The 16,971-nt window shown below is 70.2% G+C and carries 18 protein-coding genes; 8 read left to right on the forward strand and 10 right to left on the reverse strand.

Translation table 11 applies throughout. The features are described from left to right. Window positions 1-2: 2 nt before the first annotated feature. The 3 genes from OG254_RS11330 to OG254_RS11340 all read right to left on the reverse strand — a co-directional run bounded on the left by OG254_RS11330 (window position 3) and on the right by OG254_RS11340 (window position 1,859). The gene (locus OG254_RS11330) at window positions 3-209 is read right to left on the reverse strand and encodes a hypothetical protein (protein ID WP_405580167.1); all 207 of its coding nucleotides are present in this window, start codon (window positions 207-209) and stop codon (window positions 3-5) included. 195 nt (window positions 210-404) lie between these two features. After that, complete coding sequence (locus OG254_RS11335) at window positions 405-521, reverse strand: SGM_5486 family transporter-associated protein (protein ID WP_351194981.1); 117 nt, start codon at window positions 519-521, stop codon at window positions 405-407. A 45-nt stretch (window positions 522-566) separates the two neighbouring features. Further along, window positions 567-1,859: a CynX/NimT family MFS transporter gene (locus tag OG254_RS11340; protein WP_405580170.1), complete on the reverse strand. Its 1,293-nt coding sequence runs from the start codon at window positions 1,857-1,859 to the stop codon at window positions 567-569. A gap of 70 nt (window positions 1,860-1,929) precedes the next feature. On the opposite strand from OG254_RS11340, the gene OG254_RS11345 reads away from it, so the two are divergent. Next, a complete protein-coding gene (locus OG254_RS11345; protein ID WP_405580173.1) occupies window positions 1,930-2,622 on the forward strand; it encodes a FadR/GntR family transcriptional regulator in 693 nt (230 codons plus the stop codon). Here OG254_RS11345 and OG254_RS11350 read toward each other — a convergent pair. The 3 genes from OG254_RS11350 to fabG all read right to left on the reverse strand — a co-directional run bounded on the left by OG254_RS11350 (window position 2,600) and on the right by fabG (window position 4,602). Next, the gene (locus OG254_RS11350) at window positions 2,600-2,962 is read right to left on the reverse strand and encodes a hypothetical protein (RefSeq protein WP_405580175.1); all 363 of its coding nucleotides are present in this window, start codon (window positions 2,960-2,962) and stop codon (window positions 2,600-2,602) included. The genes OG254_RS11345 and OG254_RS11350 overlap by 23 nt on opposite strands. A gap of 162 nt (window positions 2,963-3,124) precedes the next feature. Continuing rightward, window positions 3,125-3,892 (reverse strand): enoyl-ACP reductase FabI, encoded by a 768-nt coding sequence (fabI, locus tag OG254_RS11355; RefSeq protein WP_062142324.1) that lies wholly within the window; start codon window positions 3,890-3,892, stop codon window positions 3,125-3,127. A gap of 5 nt (window positions 3,893-3,897) precedes the next feature. Next, window positions 3,898-4,602 (reverse strand): 3-oxoacyl-[acyl-carrier-protein] reductase, encoded by a 705-nt coding sequence (gene fabG, locus OG254_RS11360; protein ID WP_274237934.1) that lies wholly within the window; start codon window positions 4,600-4,602, stop codon window positions 3,898-3,900. A gap of 200 nt (window positions 4,603-4,802) precedes the next feature. Here fabG and OG254_RS11365 point away from each other — a divergent pair, with 200 nt between their 5' ends. From OG254_RS11365 to tyrS, 3 genes are read left to right on the forward strand one after another with little or no spacing between them, the layout of a single operon-like run. Then, window positions 4,803-6,365, forward strand: coding sequence for a TldD/PmbA family protein (locus OG254_RS11365; protein WP_405580179.1), 1,563 nt, complete (start codon window positions 4,803-4,805; stop codon window positions 6,363-6,365). Further along, the gene (locus OG254_RS11370) at window positions 6,362-7,756 is read left to right on the forward strand and encodes a metallopeptidase TldD-related protein (RefSeq protein WP_405580180.1); all 1,395 of its coding nucleotides are present in this window, start codon (window positions 6,362-6,364) and stop codon (window positions 7,754-7,756) included. Before OG254_RS11365 ends, OG254_RS11370 begins: the two co-directional genes overlap by 4 nt. Window positions 7,757-7,811: 55 nt before the next feature. Next, entirely contained in the window at window positions 7,812-9,080 is a 1,269-nt protein-coding gene (gene tyrS, locus OG254_RS11375) for a tyrosine--tRNA ligase (protein ID WP_405580183.1), read from the forward strand. Between the two features lie 64 nt (window positions 9,081-9,144). Here the strand turns inward: tyrS and OG254_RS11380 are convergent, their stop codons facing one another. Then, on the reverse strand, window positions 9,145-9,426 hold the full coding sequence (locus OG254_RS11380; RefSeq protein ID WP_351195228.1) for a GlsB/YeaQ/YmgE family stress response membrane protein: 282 nt from the start codon (window positions 9,424-9,426) through the stop codon (window positions 9,145-9,147). A gap of 244 nt (window positions 9,427-9,670) precedes the next feature. On the opposite strand from OG254_RS11380, the gene OG254_RS11385 reads away from it, so the two are divergent. Together OG254_RS11385 and OG254_RS11390 are read left to right on the forward strand one after the other, a co-directional pair. Further along, window positions 9,671-10,069, forward strand: a complete 399-nt coding sequence (locus tag OG254_RS11385) for a DUF3099 domain-containing protein (RefSeq protein ID WP_351194994.1) — start codon at window positions 9,671-9,673, stop codon at window positions 10,067-10,069. 213 nt (window positions 10,070-10,282) lie between these two features. After that, the gene (locus OG254_RS11390; protein WP_405580186.1) at window positions 10,283-10,507 is read left to right on the forward strand and encodes a hypothetical protein; all 225 of its coding nucleotides are present in this window, start codon (window positions 10,283-10,285) and stop codon (window positions 10,505-10,507) included. Here OG254_RS11390 and moaA read toward each other — a convergent pair. The 3 genes from moaA to OG254_RS11405 all read right to left on the reverse strand — a co-directional run bounded on the left by moaA (window position 10,490) and on the right by OG254_RS11405 (window position 13,620). Continuing rightward, a complete protein-coding gene (moaA, locus tag OG254_RS11395; RefSeq protein WP_405580188.1) occupies window positions 10,490-11,479 on the reverse strand; it encodes a GTP 3',8-cyclase MoaA in 990 nt (329 codons plus the stop codon). The two genes, OG254_RS11390 and moaA, sit on opposite strands and share 18 nt — an antisense overlap. A 159-nt stretch (window positions 11,480-11,638) precedes the next feature. Continuing rightward, window positions 11,639-13,267 carry a cation acetate symporter gene (locus OG254_RS11400; RefSeq protein ID WP_405580191.1) on the reverse strand — a complete coding sequence of 543 codons (1,629 nt, stop codon included), beginning with the start codon at window positions 13,265-13,267 and terminating at the stop codon, window positions 11,639-11,641. Continuing rightward, a complete protein-coding gene (locus OG254_RS11405) occupies window positions 13,264-13,620 on the reverse strand; it encodes a DUF485 domain-containing protein (protein ID WP_351195000.1) in 357 nt (118 codons plus the stop codon). Before OG254_RS11405 ends, OG254_RS11400 begins: the two co-directional genes overlap by 4 nt. Window positions 13,621-13,991: 371 nt before the next feature. On the opposite strand from OG254_RS11405, the gene OG254_RS11410 reads away from it, so the two are divergent. Then, window positions 13,992-15,521: a S8 family serine peptidase gene (locus OG254_RS11410; RefSeq protein ID WP_405580193.1), complete on the forward strand. Its 1,530-nt coding sequence runs from the start codon at window positions 13,992-13,994 to the stop codon at window positions 15,519-15,521. A 23-nt stretch (window positions 15,522-15,544) separates the two neighbouring features. Then, window positions 15,545-16,912: a CoA transferase gene (locus tag OG254_RS11415; protein WP_405580196.1), complete on the forward strand. Its 1,368-nt coding sequence runs from the start codon at window positions 15,545-15,547 to the stop codon at window positions 16,910-16,912. Window positions 16,913-16,971: the final 59 nt, after the last annotated feature.

The following is a 16,971-nucleotide window of genomic DNA, read 5'->3' on the forward strand; positions in this document are numbered from 1 at the left end:
GCTCAGTGCATGATCAGCTGCTGTATGCGCTCGAAGAGCTGGGTGACCGCGGGCTCGGCGGTTGCGGCCTGCGCGTCCGCGGGGTTGAGGATCAGTGTCAGCAGCGAAATGAACGCGAGCGTCGGCAGGGCGAGGGCCCACCAGGGCAGCCGGATATCGGCACGGCCCGTGGACGCCGGCTGGGGCGGGGTGTGCGTACGGGCCGACATGATGCCTCCGCGGGTCTTCGAGTGGTGGGTGTCCGCCTGTCGCGGTCACACTTCGAAGTTACGGACCGATCGGCCCTCAACCCATCCGGTGATCCACCCAGTTGACCCTGACACTCACCCCCTAGGGGATGGTGGTGCTAGCCCCACCATCGGCCCGCCGGGATGTGTCGGCCGGCGTCCATCGGGACGCCCGCGTCAGGGAGAGGCGACCGTCGCGACGACGGCGATGATCACGAAGATGGCGAAGAACACGCCGAAGACGAGCAGCAGCTTCTTCTGGCCGTTCTGGGGGTTCGGGTCGAGCACTGGCATACGGCAAGTCTCGCACCCGCGGACCGCGCCCGGCCCTCCGGGGTGTCAGCGTGCCGCCTCGTCCTCCACGATGCGGTTGCGTCCCGCCAGGACACCTACCGCCATCTGCGGGATCATCAGTGCGGCCATGAGCGCGATCGGCAGCCCCCAGCCACCGCTGTGCTGGTAGAGCACGCCGACCAGGAGCGGGCCGGGCATGGAGATCAGATAGCCGGTGCTCTGCGCGAAGCCCGACAGCTGGGCCACGCCCGCGCTGGTCCGGGCCCGCATGCCGACCATCGTGAGGGCCAGCGGGAACGAGCAGTTCGATATGCCCAGCAGCACGGCCCACGCCCAGGAGCCGGAAGTCGGGGCGAGGTACATGCCGGCGTAGCCGACGAGGCCGCAGGCACCCAGCGCGAGCACGATCGGCCCCTGGTGGGGCAGCCTGGTGGCGAGACGCGGGATGACGAAGGCCAGCGGCACTCCCATCACCATCGTGACCGCGAGCAGCAGCCCCGCCGTGCCGGCGTGCACTCCCGAGTCCCGGAAGATCTGCGCCATCCAGCCCATCGTGATGTAGGCGCCGGTGGCCTGGAGCCCGAAGTAGACGGCGAGGGCCCAGGCGGTGCGGCTGCGGGTGATCCGCAGCCGGGGCGCGTCCACGCGCCCGTGCTTGTCCTCGGCGGGCGTGCCGGGCATGCCCGCCCGGTCCCGTACGAAGGGGATCCAAGGCACCACGGCGGCCACCGCGAGCCCCGCCCAGACCACGAGCCCACTGTGCCAGTTTCCGCCCAGTGCCTCGGTCATGGGCACCGTCACGGCCGCGGCGGACGCGGTGCCGAAGGCCAGGGCCATCGAGTACAGGCCGGTCATGGAGCCGACCCGGTCGGGGAACCAGCGCTTGACGATGACCGGCATCAGGACGTTGCTGACCGCGATGCCCATGAGGGCGAGCGCGGTGGCGGCCAGGAAGCCGGCCGTGCTGCCCACGTACGGGCGTATGAGCAGGCCGGCGGTGATGGCGACCATGCCCGCGCATACGACGGCGCCCGGGCCGAAGCGGCGGGCCAGACGCGGGGCCGCGACGCCGAAGACGGCGAAGCACAGCGGGGGCACGGAGGTGAGCAGTCCGGCCACGCTGCCGCTCATGCCGAGCGCGTCCCGGACCTCTTCGAGGAGGGCGCCGAGGCTGGTGATGGCGGGGCGGAGGTTCATCGCGGTCAGCACGATGCCGACGACGAGGAGCCGCATCGTCCACGCGCGCGTGGTCGGCTCCGAGATGGTGCTTGCCTCAGGGGTGCGTATGGGCATGGACGTCACCGTCCGGGTTTCCTCGCTTGCCATGGGACCCATCATAGAATCATGGGATGATTGGTTGTCCACCCCTGGGCCGCCCGGCCCTCCTCCTGACGTGCGAAGGTGTGCCATGCCCCTGAGCCACCCCCGCCGCTCGGCACTCTCCGAGCAGGTCATCGCGGCCCTGCGGAACCAGATCGCCTCGGGCGAATGGCCCGTCGGCTCCCGCATCCCGACCGAGCCCGAGCTGGTCGAGCAGCTCGGCGTGGCCCGCAACACGGTTCGTGAGGCGGTCCGCGCGCTCGCGCACAACGGCCTGCTGGACATCCGCCAGGGCTCCGGCACCTATGTGGTGGCGACCAGCGAGCTGGCCGGCGTCATGCACCGCCGCTTCACCGACACCGACCCCCGGCACATCGCCGAGCTGCGCTCCACGCTGGAGTCGGGCGCCGCGAAGCTGGCCGCCGAGCGGCGCACGGAGAAGGACCTCAAGCAGCTGGAGGCGCTGCTGGCGCGGCGCGAGGAGGCCTGGGAGTCGGGTGACACGGAGGCGTTCGTGGCGGCCGACGCGACCTTCCACCTGGCGGTGGTCGCGGCCTCCCACAACGACGTGATGACCGCGATGTACGCGGACCTGGGCGAGGTCCTGCTGGACTGGCTGCGCGACGACGTCGGCACGGTGCTGACGCCGGAGTCGTACCTGGACCACGCGCGGCTGGTCGACGCGATCCGCGCGGGTGACGCGTCGGCGGCCGCGGACGAGGCGGCCGGCTATCCGTTCCACTGCCGTCCGGGGCGGGTCAGCCCTCCCTCTGGTGGCTGACCCAGACCGAGCCGACCTCCTTCCAGCACCGCGCGGTCAGCCGAACGGTCTGCGCGGGCTCGGCCTCCACCGCGGAGCCGTCGCTGTCGAGGTCCCACCAGCGGGCGCACTCCACGTGCAGGCTCACGCTGTCGGTCTGCGGATACGGGTTGTGGCAGTAGGCGGTCACATGGGAGCCGGTGACACCGATCCGGCAGTCGGCGCCGAACGGCTCCCGTGGCTCCGCCTGCGCCGGCGCGGTGTGCACACGCGCGTGGGCGTGCGTCATCGCCTCGTACGACAGGGGCAGTACGAGAACGAGGGCGACGGTCGTCGAGGCCAGGCGTCGGGACAAGCGCACAACGGGACCTCCTCGGCCGTACGGGTGAGGGGTTCACGCAAGGAACGCGTACTTCAGAGTGCGTGGTCGTGGGCCTCACCCGCCTCGCCGGATGGGCCGAACGGGTGACGCCCCGCTCCCCGCGCGGCGGCGGGAAACGGGGCGTCGAGGCCGTACGGAGAATCAGGCGCCGATGGCGTGCAGACCGCCGTCGACGTGGATGATCTCGCCGGTGGTCTTCGGGAACCAGTCGCTCAGCAGGGCGACGATGCCGCGGCCGGCCGGCTCCGGGTCCTTCAGGTCCCACTCCAGCGGGGAACGGCTGTCCCACACGGAGGCCAGGTCGGCGAAGCCCGGGATGGACTTGGCGGCCATGGAGCCGATCGGGCCGGCGGAGATCAGGTTGCAGCGGATGTTCTGCTTGCCCAGGTCACGCGCCATGTAGCGGCTGGTGGCCTCCAGGGCGGCCTTGGCCGGGCCCATCCAGTCGTACTGCGGCCAGGCGTACTGCGCGTCGAAGGTGAGGCCGACGACCGAGCCGCCGTTCTGCATCAGCGGCAGGCAGGCCATGGTCAGCGACTTCAGGGAGTACGCCGAGACGTGCATGGCCGTGGCGACGGACTCGAACGGCGTGTTGAGGAAGTTGCCGCCGAGGGCGTCCTGCGGGGCGAAGCCGATGGAGTGCACGACGCCGTCGAGGCCGCCGAGCTCCTCGCCGACGATGTCGGCCAGCCGGCCGAGGTGCTCGTCGTTGGTGACGTCGAGCTCGATGACCTTGGTGGGCTTCGGGAGCTTCTTGGCGATGCGCTCGGTCAGCGTGGGCCGCGGGAACGCGGTCAGGATGATCTCGGCGCCCTGCTCCTGGGCCAGTTTGGCGGCGTGGAAGGCGATGGAGGACTCCATCAGCACACCGGTGATCAGGACGCGCTTGCCCTCGAGAATTCCGCTCATGGTGATCAGTGACCCATTCCCAGTCCGCCGTCAACGGGGATGACGGCTCCAGTGATGTACGAGGCGTCGTCCGAGGCGAGGAACCGCACCGTCGCGGCGATCTCCTCCGGCTGCGCGTAACGACCGAGCGGCACCTGCTTCACGATGCCCTCACGCTGCTCGTCGGTGAGCACCTTGGTCATGTCGGTGTCGACGAAACCGGGCGCGACGACGTTGAAGGTGATGTTGCGCGAGCCCAGCTCACGGGCGAGGGAGCGCGCGAAGCCGACCAGCGCGGCCTTGGAGGCGGCGTAATTGGCCTGGCCGGGGCCGCCGAAGAGCCCGACGACCGACGAGATGAGCACCACGCGGCCCTTCTTGGCGCGCAGCATGCCGCGGTTGGCGCGCTTGACCACGCGGAAGGTGCCGGTGAGGTTGGTGTCGATGACCGAGGTGAAGTCCTCCTCGGACATGCGCATCAGGAGCTGGTCCTTGGTGATGCCGGCGTTGGCGATCAGCACCTCGACCGGACCGTGCTCGGCCTCGATCTCCTTGTAGGCCTGCTCCACCTGCTCGGTGTCGGTGATGTCGCACTTGACGGCCAGGAAGCCGGCCGGCGGCTCTCCAGAGCGGTATGTGATCGCGACCTTGTCGCCGGCGTCGGCGAAAGCGCGGGCGATGGCGAGGCCGATGCCCCGGTTGCCTCCGGTGACGAGAACCGAGCGGCTCAACGGATCACCCTTTCGATAGGTGTCTGACACACCCGCCCGACCAGCTGGATGACAGGCGGCTTCCCCGAAAACCTATCGGTCGCGTCCCGACCGGGGACATTCGGGCACCCACAGTGGCGTACGGCGGTGACTGTCGGGTCTCTACAGAAAGATGCCGACTCCAGCCGGAAACGTGTGGTCCAGCGGCCCGCCCGCGCGAAATGATCGGGCCGACAGGCCACGACAGCAGGGAGACCTCCGTGCCTCATACGATCGATGAAGCCTTCACGGCGCTTCCGCTACGCGCCCTCGCGGACGCCGCGCTGGCACGCGCGCGTGCGCTCGGCGCCGAGCACGCGGACTTCCGCTTCGAGCGGGTGCGCAGCGCGTCCTGGCGCCTGCGGGACGCCCGGCTCGCCGGGTCCTCGGACACCACCGACCTCGGTTACGCGGTGCGGGTGGTGCACGGCGGGACCTGGGGCTTCGCGTCGGGGGTGGATCTGACGCTGGACGCCGCCGCCAAGGTCGCGTCGCAGGCGGTGGCGATGGCGAAGCTGTCCGCGCAGGTGATCAAGGCCGCGGGGTCGCAGGAGCGGGTGGAGCTCGCCCACGAGCCCGTACACACCGACAGGACGTGGATCTCGTCGTACGAGATCGACCCGTTCACCGTGCCCGACGAGCAGAAGTCCGGGCTGCTGGCGGACTGGAGCGCGCGGCTGCTGGCGGCGGACGGGGTCAACCATGTGGACGCCTCGCTGCTGACCGTCCACGAGAACAAGTTCTACGCCGACACCGCGGGGACCGTGACCACCCAGCAGCGGGTGCGGCTGCATCCGCAGCTCACCGCCGTGTCGGTCGACGAGTCGAGCGGCGAGTTCGACTCCATGCGCACCATCGCGCCACCGGTCGGACGCGGCTGGGAGTACCTGACCGGCACCGGCTGGGACTGGGAGGGCGAGCTGGAGCGGATCCCGGAGCTGCTCGCCGAGAAGATGCGGGCGCCGAGCGTGGAGGCGGGGCCTTACGACCTCGTCGTCGACCCGTCCAACCTGTGGCTGACGATCCACGAGTCCATCGGTCACGCCACCGAACTGGACCGCGCCCTCGGCTACGAGGCCGCCTACGCCGGCACCTCCTTCGCCACCTTCGACCAGCTCGGCAAGCTCCGGTACGGCTCGGACCTGATGAACGTCACCGGTGACCGCACCGCCGAGCACGGCCTCGCAACGATCGGGTACGACGACGAGGGCGTCGAGGGCCAGTCCTGGGACCTGGTGAAGGACGGCACGCTGGTCGGCTATCAGCTGGACCGGCGGATCGCGAAGCTGACCGGCTTCGAGCGGTCCAACGGGTGCGCGTTCGCCGACTCCCCCGGCCATGTGCCGGTGCAGCGCATGGCCAACGTCTCGCTCCAGCCGGATCCGGCCGGGATGTCGACCGAGGATCTGATCGGCAGCGTCGATCGCGGGATCTACGTCGTCGGCGACCGGTCCTGGTCGATCGACATGCAGCGCTACAACTTCCAGTTCACCGGGCAGCGGTTCTTCAGGATCGAGAACGGGCGGATCACCGGTCAGCTGCGGGACGTGGCCTACCAGGCGACGACCACGGACTTCTGGGGCTCGATGGCGGCGGTGGGCGGTCCGCAGACGTACGTCCTCGGCGGCGCCTTCAACTGCGGCAAGGCCCAGCCGGGGCAGGTCGCGGCGGTCTCGCACGGCTGCCCTTCGGCCCTCTTCAAGGGCGTCAACATCCTCAACACCACGCAGGAGGCCGGTCGATGAGCGCCCGTACGAACAAGCCGCACGAGATCGTCGAGCGGGCTCTTCAGCTGTCGCGGGCCGACGGATGTGTCGTCATCGCCGACGAGCAGTCGACCGCCAATCTGCGCTGGGCGGGCAACGCGCTGACCACGAACGGCGTCACGCGCGGGCGGACGCTCACGGTCGTCGCGACCGTCGACGGCAAGGAGGGCACGGCCTCCGGTGTCGTGTCCCGGTCGGCCGTGACCGTGGACGAGCTGGAACCGCTGGTCCGGGCCGCCGAGGCCGCCGCGCGCGCCGCCGGGCCCGCCGAGGACGCGCAGCCGCTGGTGGCGGACGTACCGGCATCCCCGGACTTCACGGACGCCCCGGGCGAGACGTCGTCCACGGTGTTCGCCGACTTCGCCCCGGCACTCGGCGAGGCGTTCGCACGCGCGCGTGCCGGCGGGCGGGAGCTGTACGGCTTCGCCAACCACGAGATGGTGTCGACGTATGTGGGCACGTCCACCGGGCTGCGGCTGCGGCACGACCAGCCCAACGGGACGTTGGAGCTGAACGCCAAGTCGCCGGACCGCACCCGCTCGGCGTGGGCGGGCCGCTCGACGCGGGACTTCAAGGACGTGGACCCGACCGCGCTCGACGCCGAGCTGGCCGTACGCCTCGGCTGGGCCGAGCGGCGCCTGGAGCTGCCGGCCGGCCGGTACGAGACGCTGCTGCCGCCGACCGCCGTGGCCGACCTGTTGATCTACCAGTTCTGGTCGGCGTCGGGGCGGGACGCGGCCGAGGGCCGGACCGTGTTCGCCAAGCCGGGCGGCGCGACGCGCCTCGGCGAGAAGCTGAGCGAACTGCCGCTGACGCTGCGCAGCGATCCGAACGAGCCGGGCCTGGAGTCCGCGCCCTTCGTGATCGCGCACTCCTCCGGGGGCGATCAGTCGGTGTTCGACAACGGGCTGCCGCTCGCGGCCACCGAGTGGGTGCGCGAGGGCGAGCTGAAGCACCTGACGACCAGCCGGCACAGCGCGGGGCTGACCGGCCTGCCGCTCGCTCCGGCCATCGACAACCTGATCCTGGACGGCGGCGAGGACCGCTCGATCGAGGAGATGGTCGCGAACACCGAGCGCGGGCTGCTGCTGACCTGCCTGTGGTACATCCGCGAGGTCGATCCGGCGACACTGCTGCTCACCGGCCTGACCCGGGACGGGGTGTACCTCGTCGAGAACGGCGAGGTGACCGGCGAGGTCAACAACTTCCGGTTCAACGAGTCGCCGGTCGATCTGCTGGGGCGGGCGAGCGAGGCCGGGCGCACGGAGAAGACGCTGCCCAGGGAGTGGGGCGACTACTTCACCAGGGCCGCGATGCCGGCGCTGCGCGTCCCCGATTTCAACATGAGCTCTGTCAGTCAGGGCGTATAACCTCGTAGTCGGCTGTCACCCGACTGCCCGAGATCATCAAGGAGACACGAGAACCGTGACGGACATCGTCGACGAGCTGAAGTGGCGCGGCGTGATCGCCCTGTCCACTGACGAGGACGCATTGCGCAAGGCGCTCGCGGACGGTCCCGTCACGTTCTATTGCGGTTTCGACCCGACCGCGGCCAGCCTGCACGTCGGCCACCTCGTCCAGGTCCTCACGATGCGCCGCCTCCAGCAGGCGGGCCTGCGCCCGCTGGCGCTGGTCGGCGGCGCGACGGGCCAGATCGGCGACCCGCGCCCGACGGCCGAGCGCACGCTGAACGACCCGGAGACGGTCGCGAACTGGGTGACCCGGCTGCGCGGCCAGATCGAGCCGTTCCTGTCCTTCGAGGGCGACAACGCCGCGGTGATGGTGAACAACCTGGACTGGACGGCCGGCATGTCGGCCATCGAGTTCCTGCGGGACATCGGCAAGCACTTCCGCGTCAACAAGATGCTCACCAAGGACTCCGTCGCGCGTCGGCTCCAGTCCGAAGAGGGCATCAGCTACACGGAGTTCAGCTACCAGCTGCTCCAGGGCATGGACTTCCTGGAGCTGTACCGGCGGCACGGCTGCACGCTCCAGCAGGGCGGCAGCGACCAGTGGGGCAACCTCACGGCGGGCCTGGACCTGATCCACCGGCTGGAGCCGCACGCGGGCGTGCACGCGCTGGCGACGCCGCTGATGACGAAGGCGGACGGCACCAAGTTCGGCAAGACCGAGGGCGGTGCCATCTGGCTCGACCCGGAGATGACGACGCCGTACGCGTTCTACCAGTTCTGGCTGAACGCGGACGACCGGGACATCGCGAACTACATGCGCATCCTGTCCTTCAAGTCCCGTGCGGAACTGGAGGAGCTGGAGAAGCAGACCGAGGAGCGTCCGCATGCGCGGGCCGCGCAGCGCGCGCTGGCCGAGGAGCTGACGACGCTGGTTCACGGCGCCGACCAGACGGCCGCCGTGATCGCCGCGTCCCGCGCGCTCTTCGGGCAGGGCGAGCTGACGGACCTGGACGACCGGACCCTGGCGGCGGCGCTGTCCGAGGTGCCGCATGTCCAGGTCGCCGAGCTCGGCTCGGTGGTCGATCTGTTCGCCGAGGTCGGGCTGGTCGCCAGCAAGTCGGCTGCCCGGCGCACCGTGAAGGAGGGCGGGGCCTACGTGAACAACGTGAAGGTCGCCGGGGAGGACGCGGTGCCCGCCAAGGAGGACCTGCTGCACGGGCGGTGGCTGGTGCTGCGGCGCGGAAAGAAGAACCTGGCTGCGGTCGAGGTCACGGCTGTCTGACCGGACGTACACACAGCGATGGGGGCGGCTTCCGTTGAGGGAGCCGCCCCCGGCATGTCGGAGCTCACGTCTGTTGCATCTTCTTCTTGCCGATCGTCGCCATGTACAGCATGTCGCCCAGGTACACGATGATCACCGCAGCGACGATCTGGAAGATGTGCCGGCTCCAGTCGATGCCGCGGGTGGACTCGACGCCGAAGGCGCGGGCGATGGAGTTGCCGACGATGGCGCCGAGAATGCCGAAGATGGTGGTCAGCCAGAGGGGACTGTGCTGCTTGCCGGGGATGATCAGCTTCGCGAGCAGACCCAGCACGAATCCCACGATGATCGCCCACAACCAGCCCATGGCTGCCTCCTCGTACGGCTCGGGGTGAGCAGTACGCCCAGTCTTGGTCCGGCCCTGGTACGCCGCATGCCGGGGACGGCCGTACGCGTTACGGCTCACGGCGTTCCCCCAGGTGGCAGGGGCCCCGGTCTCGTAGGCGACGGAGTCGAGGCGTAACGTGGGAGATGTCCCGGCCCGGGTCCTCGACCGGGGACGGACGGGTACGGGCCGGGGAGAGTCCGATGCGGGCGGATGGTGGAATGTGATGCGGAAGCTGCACGCGGGCGGCAACACCGAGGTGTTCCGGATCACCGGGGCCCGTGCGGGTCTCCATGACGACGTGCGCGCCCGGCAGCGCCGGTACATCATCTCGATGTCGGTCCGTACGGTGTCGGTGATCCTCGCGGCCACGCTCTGGAACGTCGAACGGCACGTCGCGATCGTGGCGTTGGTGCTCGGGGCGATCCTGCCGTACATCGCCGTGGTGATCGCCAACGCGGGGCGGGAGAATGCGCCGTCCTTGCCGTCGACGTTCGTGACCGCACATGTGCGGCCGATGATCACGCCGCCGCGGACGAACGACGGTTTCGCGGAATCCGTCCCGGAAGATGTAGCGGGCGACTCCGCGCCGGGCGAACAAAGGAAACCGCACGACGGGGCGTGATCCCGCGGACCCTTTCCCTCCGGAAGCCGACTCCAAGCCAAGCTCAGGAAAAGCTCAGATCAATAGTGTTGTTCCGGTGCCGGGCGGCGGGTTACCCGTGACATACTTCGTAGGCGCTCCGCATCCCCCGTCGGAGCGACGGACCGACGCCGGGCAGCTCCCCCCGTGGCTGCTCGGCGTCGCCTTTTTGTGCGCGACTTGTGAGACGAATCTGTGAGTGACACGCCTGTTTGTTCCGCCAAGGGTTGTCGTGCCGACGCCGTGTGGGTGCTGGCGTGGAACAACCCGAAGATTCACACACCGGAGCGGCGTAAGACGTGGCTCGCCTGCGAGGAGCATCGCGAGCATCTGTCGCAGTTTCTCGGGGTGCGGGGGTTCTTGAAGGACGTTGTCCTGCTGGCGGAGTGGGAAGAGGCCTCTTCAGCCACCGATGGCTGACATCGGCCTGTCCGGCTGGACGAAGCTCGGGTCGTCCAAGCCCGCTCCGGCCTTCTTGCCCCACATCGCCAGACGCCAGATGCGGGCGATCTCCTCGTCGGGGGCGTCGGAGCGCAGCGCCGCTCGCAGGTCCGTCTCCTCCCTGGCGAACAGGCATGTGCGTACCTGACCGTCGGCCGTCAGGCGGGTGCGGTCGCAGGCCGAGCAGAACGGGCGGGTGACGGAGGCGATGACGCCGACGACATGCGGTCCGCCGTCGACCAGCCAGCGCTCCGCCGGGGCCGAGCCGCGCTTCTCCTCGCCCTCGGGGGTCAGCTCGAAGCGGGCGCGCAGGGAGGTCAGGATGTCCCCCGCGGTGATCATGCCGTCGCGCTTCCAGCCGTGCTGGGCGTCCAGGGGCATCTGCTCGATGAAGCGCAGTTCGTAGTCGTGCTCCACAGCCCAGGCCAGCAGGTCCGGGGCCTCGTCCCCGTTAAGACCCGGCATCAGGACCGAGTTGACCTTGACCGGGGTCAGGCCGGCGTCGCGGGCGGCGTCGAGGCCCTCGATGACGTCCTTGTGGCGGTCGCGGCGGGTGAGGGTCTTGAAGACATCGGGGCGCAGGGTGTCCAGGGAGACGTTGACCCGGTCCAGGCCCGCGGCCTTCAGGGCGGCGGCTGTGCGCTTGAGGCCGATGCCGTTCGTCGTCAGGGACATCTGGGGGCGCGGGGCGAGTGCGGCGACCCGCTCGACTATGCCGACCAGGCCGGGCCGCAGCAGGGGCTCGCCGCCGGTGAAGCGGACCTCTTCGATACCGAGGGAGGTGACGGCGATGTCGATCAGGCGGACGATCTCGTCGTCCGTGAGCAGGTCGGGCTTGGCCAGCCACTGGAGGCCCTCTTCGGGCATGCAGTACGTGCACCGCAGATTGCAGCGGTCGGTCAGGGAGACTCTCAGGTCGGTGGCCACTCGGCCGTAGGTGTCGATGAGCACGTGGGCCCCCTCCCTCGTCGCGAACCGGAGTCCTCTTCGGTTACCTGCGAGCCTACGTGACGGCACTGACAGCGACACCGTCCCGATCCGACGACGTACGACGCGGCCGCGTCGTAGGGATCTACGACGCGGCCGCTCGGGGCGTGCCCCGTGGGCGTACTAGTGGGCGCCGGTGCCGGTCAGGGACCGGACCTCCAGCTCCGCGTACTTGCGGGCGTCGGGCTCCTCCTTGGACAGGACCGTGCCGAGCCAGCCCATGAGGAAGCCGAACGGGATGGAGATGATGCCCGGGTTCTTCAGCGGGAACCAGGCGAAGTCGACGTCCGGGAACATCGCCTTCGGGTCTCCGGAGACGACCGGCGAGAACAGCACCAGGCCGACGGCGACGATCAGACCGCCGTAGATCGACCACAGCGCGCCCTGGGTGGTGAACCGCTTCCAGAAGAGGCTGTAGAGGATCGTCGGCAGGTTGGCGGAGGCCGCGACCGCGAAGGCCAGGGCGACCAGGCCGGCGACGTTCAGGTCGCGGGCGAGGGCGCCGAGGAGGATGGAGACGGCGCCGATGCCGATGGTGGCGAGGCGGGCCGCCCGGACTTCCTCCTTCTCGGTGGCCTCTCCCTTTCTGATGACGTTCGCGTAGATGTCGTGGGCGAACGACGAGGACGAGGCCAGGGTCAGACCGGCGACGACCGCGAGGATCGTGGCGAAGGCGACGGCCGAGATGGTGGCGAGCAGGATCGCGCCCCATGCCGAGTCGACGCCGCCGAGATGCAGGGCGAGCAGCGGTGCCGCCGTGTTGCCCGACGGGTTGGAGGCGATGATCTCGTCCTGGGAGATCAGCGCGGCGGCGCCGAAGCCGAGGGCGATGGTCATCAGGTAGAAGCCGCCGATGATGCCGATCGCCCAGTTCACGGACTTACGGGCGGCCTTGGCGTTGGGCACCGTGTAGAAGCGGATCAGGATGTGCGGCAGACCGGCGGTACCGAGGACCAGGGCGATGCCGAGGGAGATGAAGTCCAGCTTGGAGGTGCCGGTGGCGCCGTACTGCAGGCCGGGCTCCAGGAAGGCGGCGCCCTTGCCGCTGTTCTCGGCGGCCTTGCCGAGCAGGTCGGAGATGTTGAAGTTGAACTTCAGCAGCACCAGGAACGTAATCAGGATCGTGCCACCGATGAGCAGCACGGCCTTGACCATCTGGACCCAGGTGGTGCCCTTCATGCCGCCGATGGAGACGTACACGATCATCAGGACGCCGACCAGGGCGACGATGAGGATCTTGCCGGCGTCGGTGGTGATGCCGAGCAGCAGCGAGACCAGGACACCCGCACCGGCCATCTGGGCCAGCAGGTAGAAGATCGACACGACGATCGTGGAGGTGCCGGCGGCCGTGCGCACCGGGCGCTGGCGCATGCGGTACGCGAGGACGTCACCCATCGTGTAGCGGCCGGAGTTCCGCAGCGGCTCGGCTACCAGGAGCAGGGCGACCAGCCAGGCGACCAGGAAGCCGATGGAGTACAGGAAGCCGTCGTAGCCGAAGAGGGCGATGGCGCCCGCGATGCCGAGGAAGGACGCGGCGGACATGTAGTCGCCGGAGACGGCGAGGCCGTTCTGGAAGGCGCTGAAAGAGCGGCCGCCCGCGTAGAAGTCGGCGGCGTCCTTGGTCTGGCGGCCCGCCCAGACGGTGATGAAGAGGGTCGCGACCACGAAGCACGCGAACAGCGTGATGATCAGCGGCCGGTGCTCGCTGGCCTCGTTGGCGGCAAGCTGCACATGGGTCATCGCGGGGCTCATGCGCCGCCCTCCATACGGGTCTTGATGGCCTCGGCCTTGGGGTCGAGCTTCGCGCCGGCGTGGCGCGAGTACCACCAGGCGATGAGGAACGTGGTGACGAACTGGGCGATACCGAAGACGAACGCGACGTTGATGTTGCCGAACAGCTTGGTGCCCATGAAGTCGCCCGCGTAGTTGGAGAGCAGGACGTACAGCAGGTACCAGACGATGAAGGCGACGGTCAGCGGAAAGGCGAAGGAGCGGTAGGAGCGGCGCAGTTCACCGAACTCCGCGCTCTCGTGCACCTCGACGAACTCCTCGGGGGTGGGGAGTTTGTGTTGTTCTTTCGAGGGGGGCGGTGCGTCGGTTGCCACGGAGTCTCCTCGCGTTGCGGGCGCTGTTGCGACAGTGGACGGGGACGGTTGGGCGGTCGGGGACGGTTCGGGTGCGGACATGGCGGCTCTGTTCCTCGCAGTGATGCGGATCACTTGAACCGGCTGGCGATGTTAGGGCCCCGGCGCGTGATCCAACAGGGGGCTCGATCGTGCTCGCGCCTCCTGTCCAAGGTCACGGCGCCACGCGAGGACCGGTTCAACTCCCCGGGCTTCTTTCCGAAGTCGCCTCGGCCGGATTGCTGGCCAGGAGGTTCAGGGATAGCTTCGCCCCAGCACCACTCGTCATGTACCTGCCCGAGCGGCCACATCGCGGCTCGGGCGGTTCCTGTTCCGGATGATGTGGAGATCCCATGGCTCATCTGCGGTCCAGACGCCGACTCGGCCTCGCTGTCCCGCTCGTTCTGTCGCTGACCGCCTCGCTCGGCTTCCTGCCGACGGCGGCTTCGGCGGCACCCCCCACGGAGCCCGTCGCGCAGGCCGTGGACGGGCCCTCGCTGGCTTATGTCGTCAACACCAGGCCGGACCGCCGCACGATCGGGTCAGTGCGCAAAGCGATCGAGGCGGCCGGGGGGACCGTCGTGATCGCGTACGACAGGATCGGCGTGATCGTCGTCCATTCGGCGCACCCCGACTTCGCCGAGGTGATGCGTGGGGTGCGCGGGGTCCAGTCGGCGGGTGTGACGCGTACGACGCCCCTGACCGCCGCCGGGACGACGGACGAGGGCCCCGTCCAGCTCCTGACGGAGCAGCAGGCCGCGAGGACCGCCCGCGCCTCGGACGCGGCGGGCGACGGCGAACCGCTCGAGGCCGACCAGTGGAACCTGCGCGCCATCGGCGCCGACCGGGCCGCGAAGATCAACCCGGGCAGCCCCAAGGTGACCGTCGCCGTCATCGACAACGGCGTCGACGACACCCACCCCGACCTCGCCCCGAACTTCTCCGCATCCCAGTCCGCGAACTGTGCCGGCGGCAAGGCGGACACCGGCGCGGGCGCCTGGCGGCCGTACACGAGCACCGACGCCCACGGCACGCACGTCGCGGGCGAGATCGCCGCGCCCCGCAACGGCGTCGGCATCGCGGGCGTCGCGCCCGGCGTGAAGGTCTCCGCCATCAAGGTGAGCGACCCCGTCAACGGCCTCTACTACCCCGAAAGCGTCGTGTGCGCCTTCGTGTTCGCCGCCGACCACGGGGTGGAGATCACGAACAACAGCTACTACGTCGACCCGTGGCTCTACAACTGCGTGGACGACCCGGACCAGCGCGCGATCGTCGACGCCGTCAACCGGGCCCAGCTGTACGCCCAGCGCAAGGGCACCCTCAACCTCGCCTCGGCCGGCAACTCCAACCACGACCTGGACTCCGACGCGCTCGTCGACGACAGCAGCCCCGACGACTCGACCCCCGTCGAGCGCACCATCGACCCGCACAAGTGCTTCGACGTGCCGACCCAGCTGCCGGGCATCGTCACGGTCAGCGCGACCGGCGTGAAGAACCTCAAGTCGTACTACTCCTCGTACGGTTACGGCGTCGTCGACATCGCGGCCCCCGGCGGCGACCGGCTGTACCAGATCCCCGACACCCCGTCGAAGAACGGCCGCATCCTGGCCACCCTCCCGAACGGCCAGTACGGCTATCTCCAGGGCACGTCGATGGCCTCCCCGCACGCCGCGGGCGTGGCCGCGCTGCTGAAGTCCCGCTATCCGTACGCGACTCCGGACCAGCTGCAGGCGCTGCTGAAGGCGCAGGCGGACAACCCGGGCTGCCCGGAGTCGTACGACCAGAACGGCGACGGCACGCCGGACGCGGTGTGCGTGGGCGGCAAGCGGGTCAACGGCTTCTACGGGTTCGGGATCGTCAACGCCCTGGACGCCGTTGACTGAGGCAAGTAGTGCATAGTGCAGTCATGACTGCACTCGGTACTGCCTGGTCCGCGGTGGGCGGCGACCCCGTCCTGCTCCCGCGGGTGTCGACGGTGGTGCGGGAGGGCGCGCTTTCCGCGCGTCTTCCCGTACGGGAGTTGGCGCGCGCCTGCGTGGGCGCGTGCGCGCTGGCCGCCGCCGAGCTGGGGGCGCGGCGGGCAGGGCTCGCCGAGGTGCCTCAGGTGCGGCTGGACGACGGGGCGATCGCCACGGCGTTCGTGAGTGAGCGGCATCTGCTGGTCGACGGGCGCGCGCCGGTCTGGTTCGCGCCGCTGTCCAAGTTCTGGCGGACGGCGGACGGATGGGTGCGCACGCACGCGAACTATCCGCATCACCGGGCCGGGCTGCTGGCCGCGCTGGGGGTGCCGCAGGAGGATCCGGACGCCGTCGGGGCGGCCCTCGCCGAGCGGTCCTCGCACGAGGTGGAGCAGGCCGTGTACGCGGCCGGCGGGCTGGCCGTGGCACTGCGCACGCCGAAGGAGTGGGCAGCGCACGAGCAGGCGGCAGCGGTGGCCCTGCGGCCGCTCGTCGAGCAGGAACGGCTGGACACGGCACGCGCGCGTGCGCTCCCGCCGCTCGACGGCACTCCCCTGCTGCCCGCCGCCGGAGTGCGCGTGCTGGATCTGACGCGGGTCATCGCGGGACCGGTCGCCACCCGCACCCTCGCGCTGCTCGGCGCGGACGTGCTGCGGGTGGACGCGCCGCAGCTGCCCGAACTGGCGGACCAGCACGCCGACACGGGCTTCGGGAAGCGCTCGGCGACGCTGGACCTGGTGGCCGACCGGGCCGCCTTCGAGGAGCTGCTCGCGACGGCGGACGTCGTCGTCACCGGGTACCGGCCCGGCGCCCTGGACCGGTTCGGACTGTCGCCCCAGGCGCTGGCCGAGCGTCGGCCGGGGCTGGTCGTGGCGCAGTTGTCGGCTTGGGGGGCGTACGGGCCGTGGGGCGGGCGGCGCGGCTTCGACAGCCTTGTGCAGGTCGCCACCGGGATCGCCGCCACCGAGGGTTCGGCCGAGCGCCCCGGCGCCCTGCCCGCGCAGGCCCTCGACCACGGGACGGGGTATCTGCTGGCGGCGGCCGTGCTGCGGGCGCTGACCGAGCAGCGGGAGGAGGGGCACGGGCGGTGCGTACGGCTGGCGCTGGCGCGCACGGCGCTGTGGCTGACGGAGGGGATCCGGCCGGGCCCGCGGGGTGACGTGGCGTACGAGGCGCCCGACGGCTGGCTCGGCGAGCGGGACAGCGCGCTCGGGCGGCTGCGATACGCCCTGCCGCCGGTGTCGTTCGAGGGCGGTCCCGGCGGCTGGACGCGAGCGCCCGGGGTGTGGGGCGCGGATCCGGCGCGGTGGGGCTGAGCGGCGGTGACGCCGAAGCCGTACTCAGGGGCGGAATGCCGTACCGCCACTTCTATCCG

This window comes from Streptomyces sp. NBC_01092 (genome assembly GCF_045039535.1).
Taxonomy (GTDB): domain Bacteria; phylum Actinomycetota; class Actinomycetes; order Streptomycetales; family Streptomycetaceae; genus Streptomyces.

Coding starts and splice junctions, on each gene's coding strand:
- OG254_RS11330 (WP_405580167.1), bottom strand. CDS start 209: ATGTCGGCCCGTACGCACACCCCGCCCCAGCCGGCGTCCACGGGCCGT.
- OG254_RS11335 (WP_351194981.1), bottom strand. CDS start 521: ATGCCAGTGCTCGACCCGAACCCCCAGAACGGCCAGAAGAAGCTGCTG.
- OG254_RS11340 (WP_405580170.1), bottom strand. CDS start 1,859: ATGATGGGTCCCATGGCAAGCGAGGAAACCCGGACGGTGACGTCCATG.
- OG254_RS11345 (WP_405580173.1), top strand. CDS start 1,930: ATGCCCCTGAGCCACCCCCGCCGCTCGGCACTCTCCGAGCAGGTCATC.
- fabI (WP_062142324.1), bottom strand. CDS start 3,892: ATGAGCGGAATTCTCGAGGGCAAGCGCGTCCTGATCACCGGTGTGCTG.
- OG254_RS11365 (WP_405580179.1), top strand. CDS start 4,803: ATGATCGGGCCGACAGGCCACGACAGCAGGGAGACCTCCGTGCCTCAT.
- OG254_RS11370 (WP_405580180.1), top strand. CDS start 6,362: ATGAGCGCCCGTACGAACAAGCCGCACGAGATCGTCGAGCGGGCTCTT.
- OG254_RS11380 (WP_351195228.1), bottom strand. CDS start 9,426: ATGGGCTGGTTGTGGGCGATCATCGTGGGATTCGTGCTGGGTCTGCTC.
- OG254_RS11385 (WP_351194994.1), top strand. CDS start 9,671: ATGCGGAAGCTGCACGCGGGCGGCAACACCGAGGTGTTCCGGATCACC.
- OG254_RS11400 (WP_405580191.1), bottom strand. CDS start 13,267: ATGAGCCCCGCGATGACCCATGTGCAGCTTGCCGCCAACGAGGCCAGC.
- OG254_RS11410 (WP_405580193.1), top strand. CDS start 13,992: ATGGCTCATCTGCGGTCCAGACGCCGACTCGGCCTCGCTGTCCCGCTC.
- OG254_RS11415 (WP_405580196.1), top strand. CDS start 15,545: ATGACTGCACTCGGTACTGCCTGGTCCGCGGTGGGCGGCGACCCCGTC.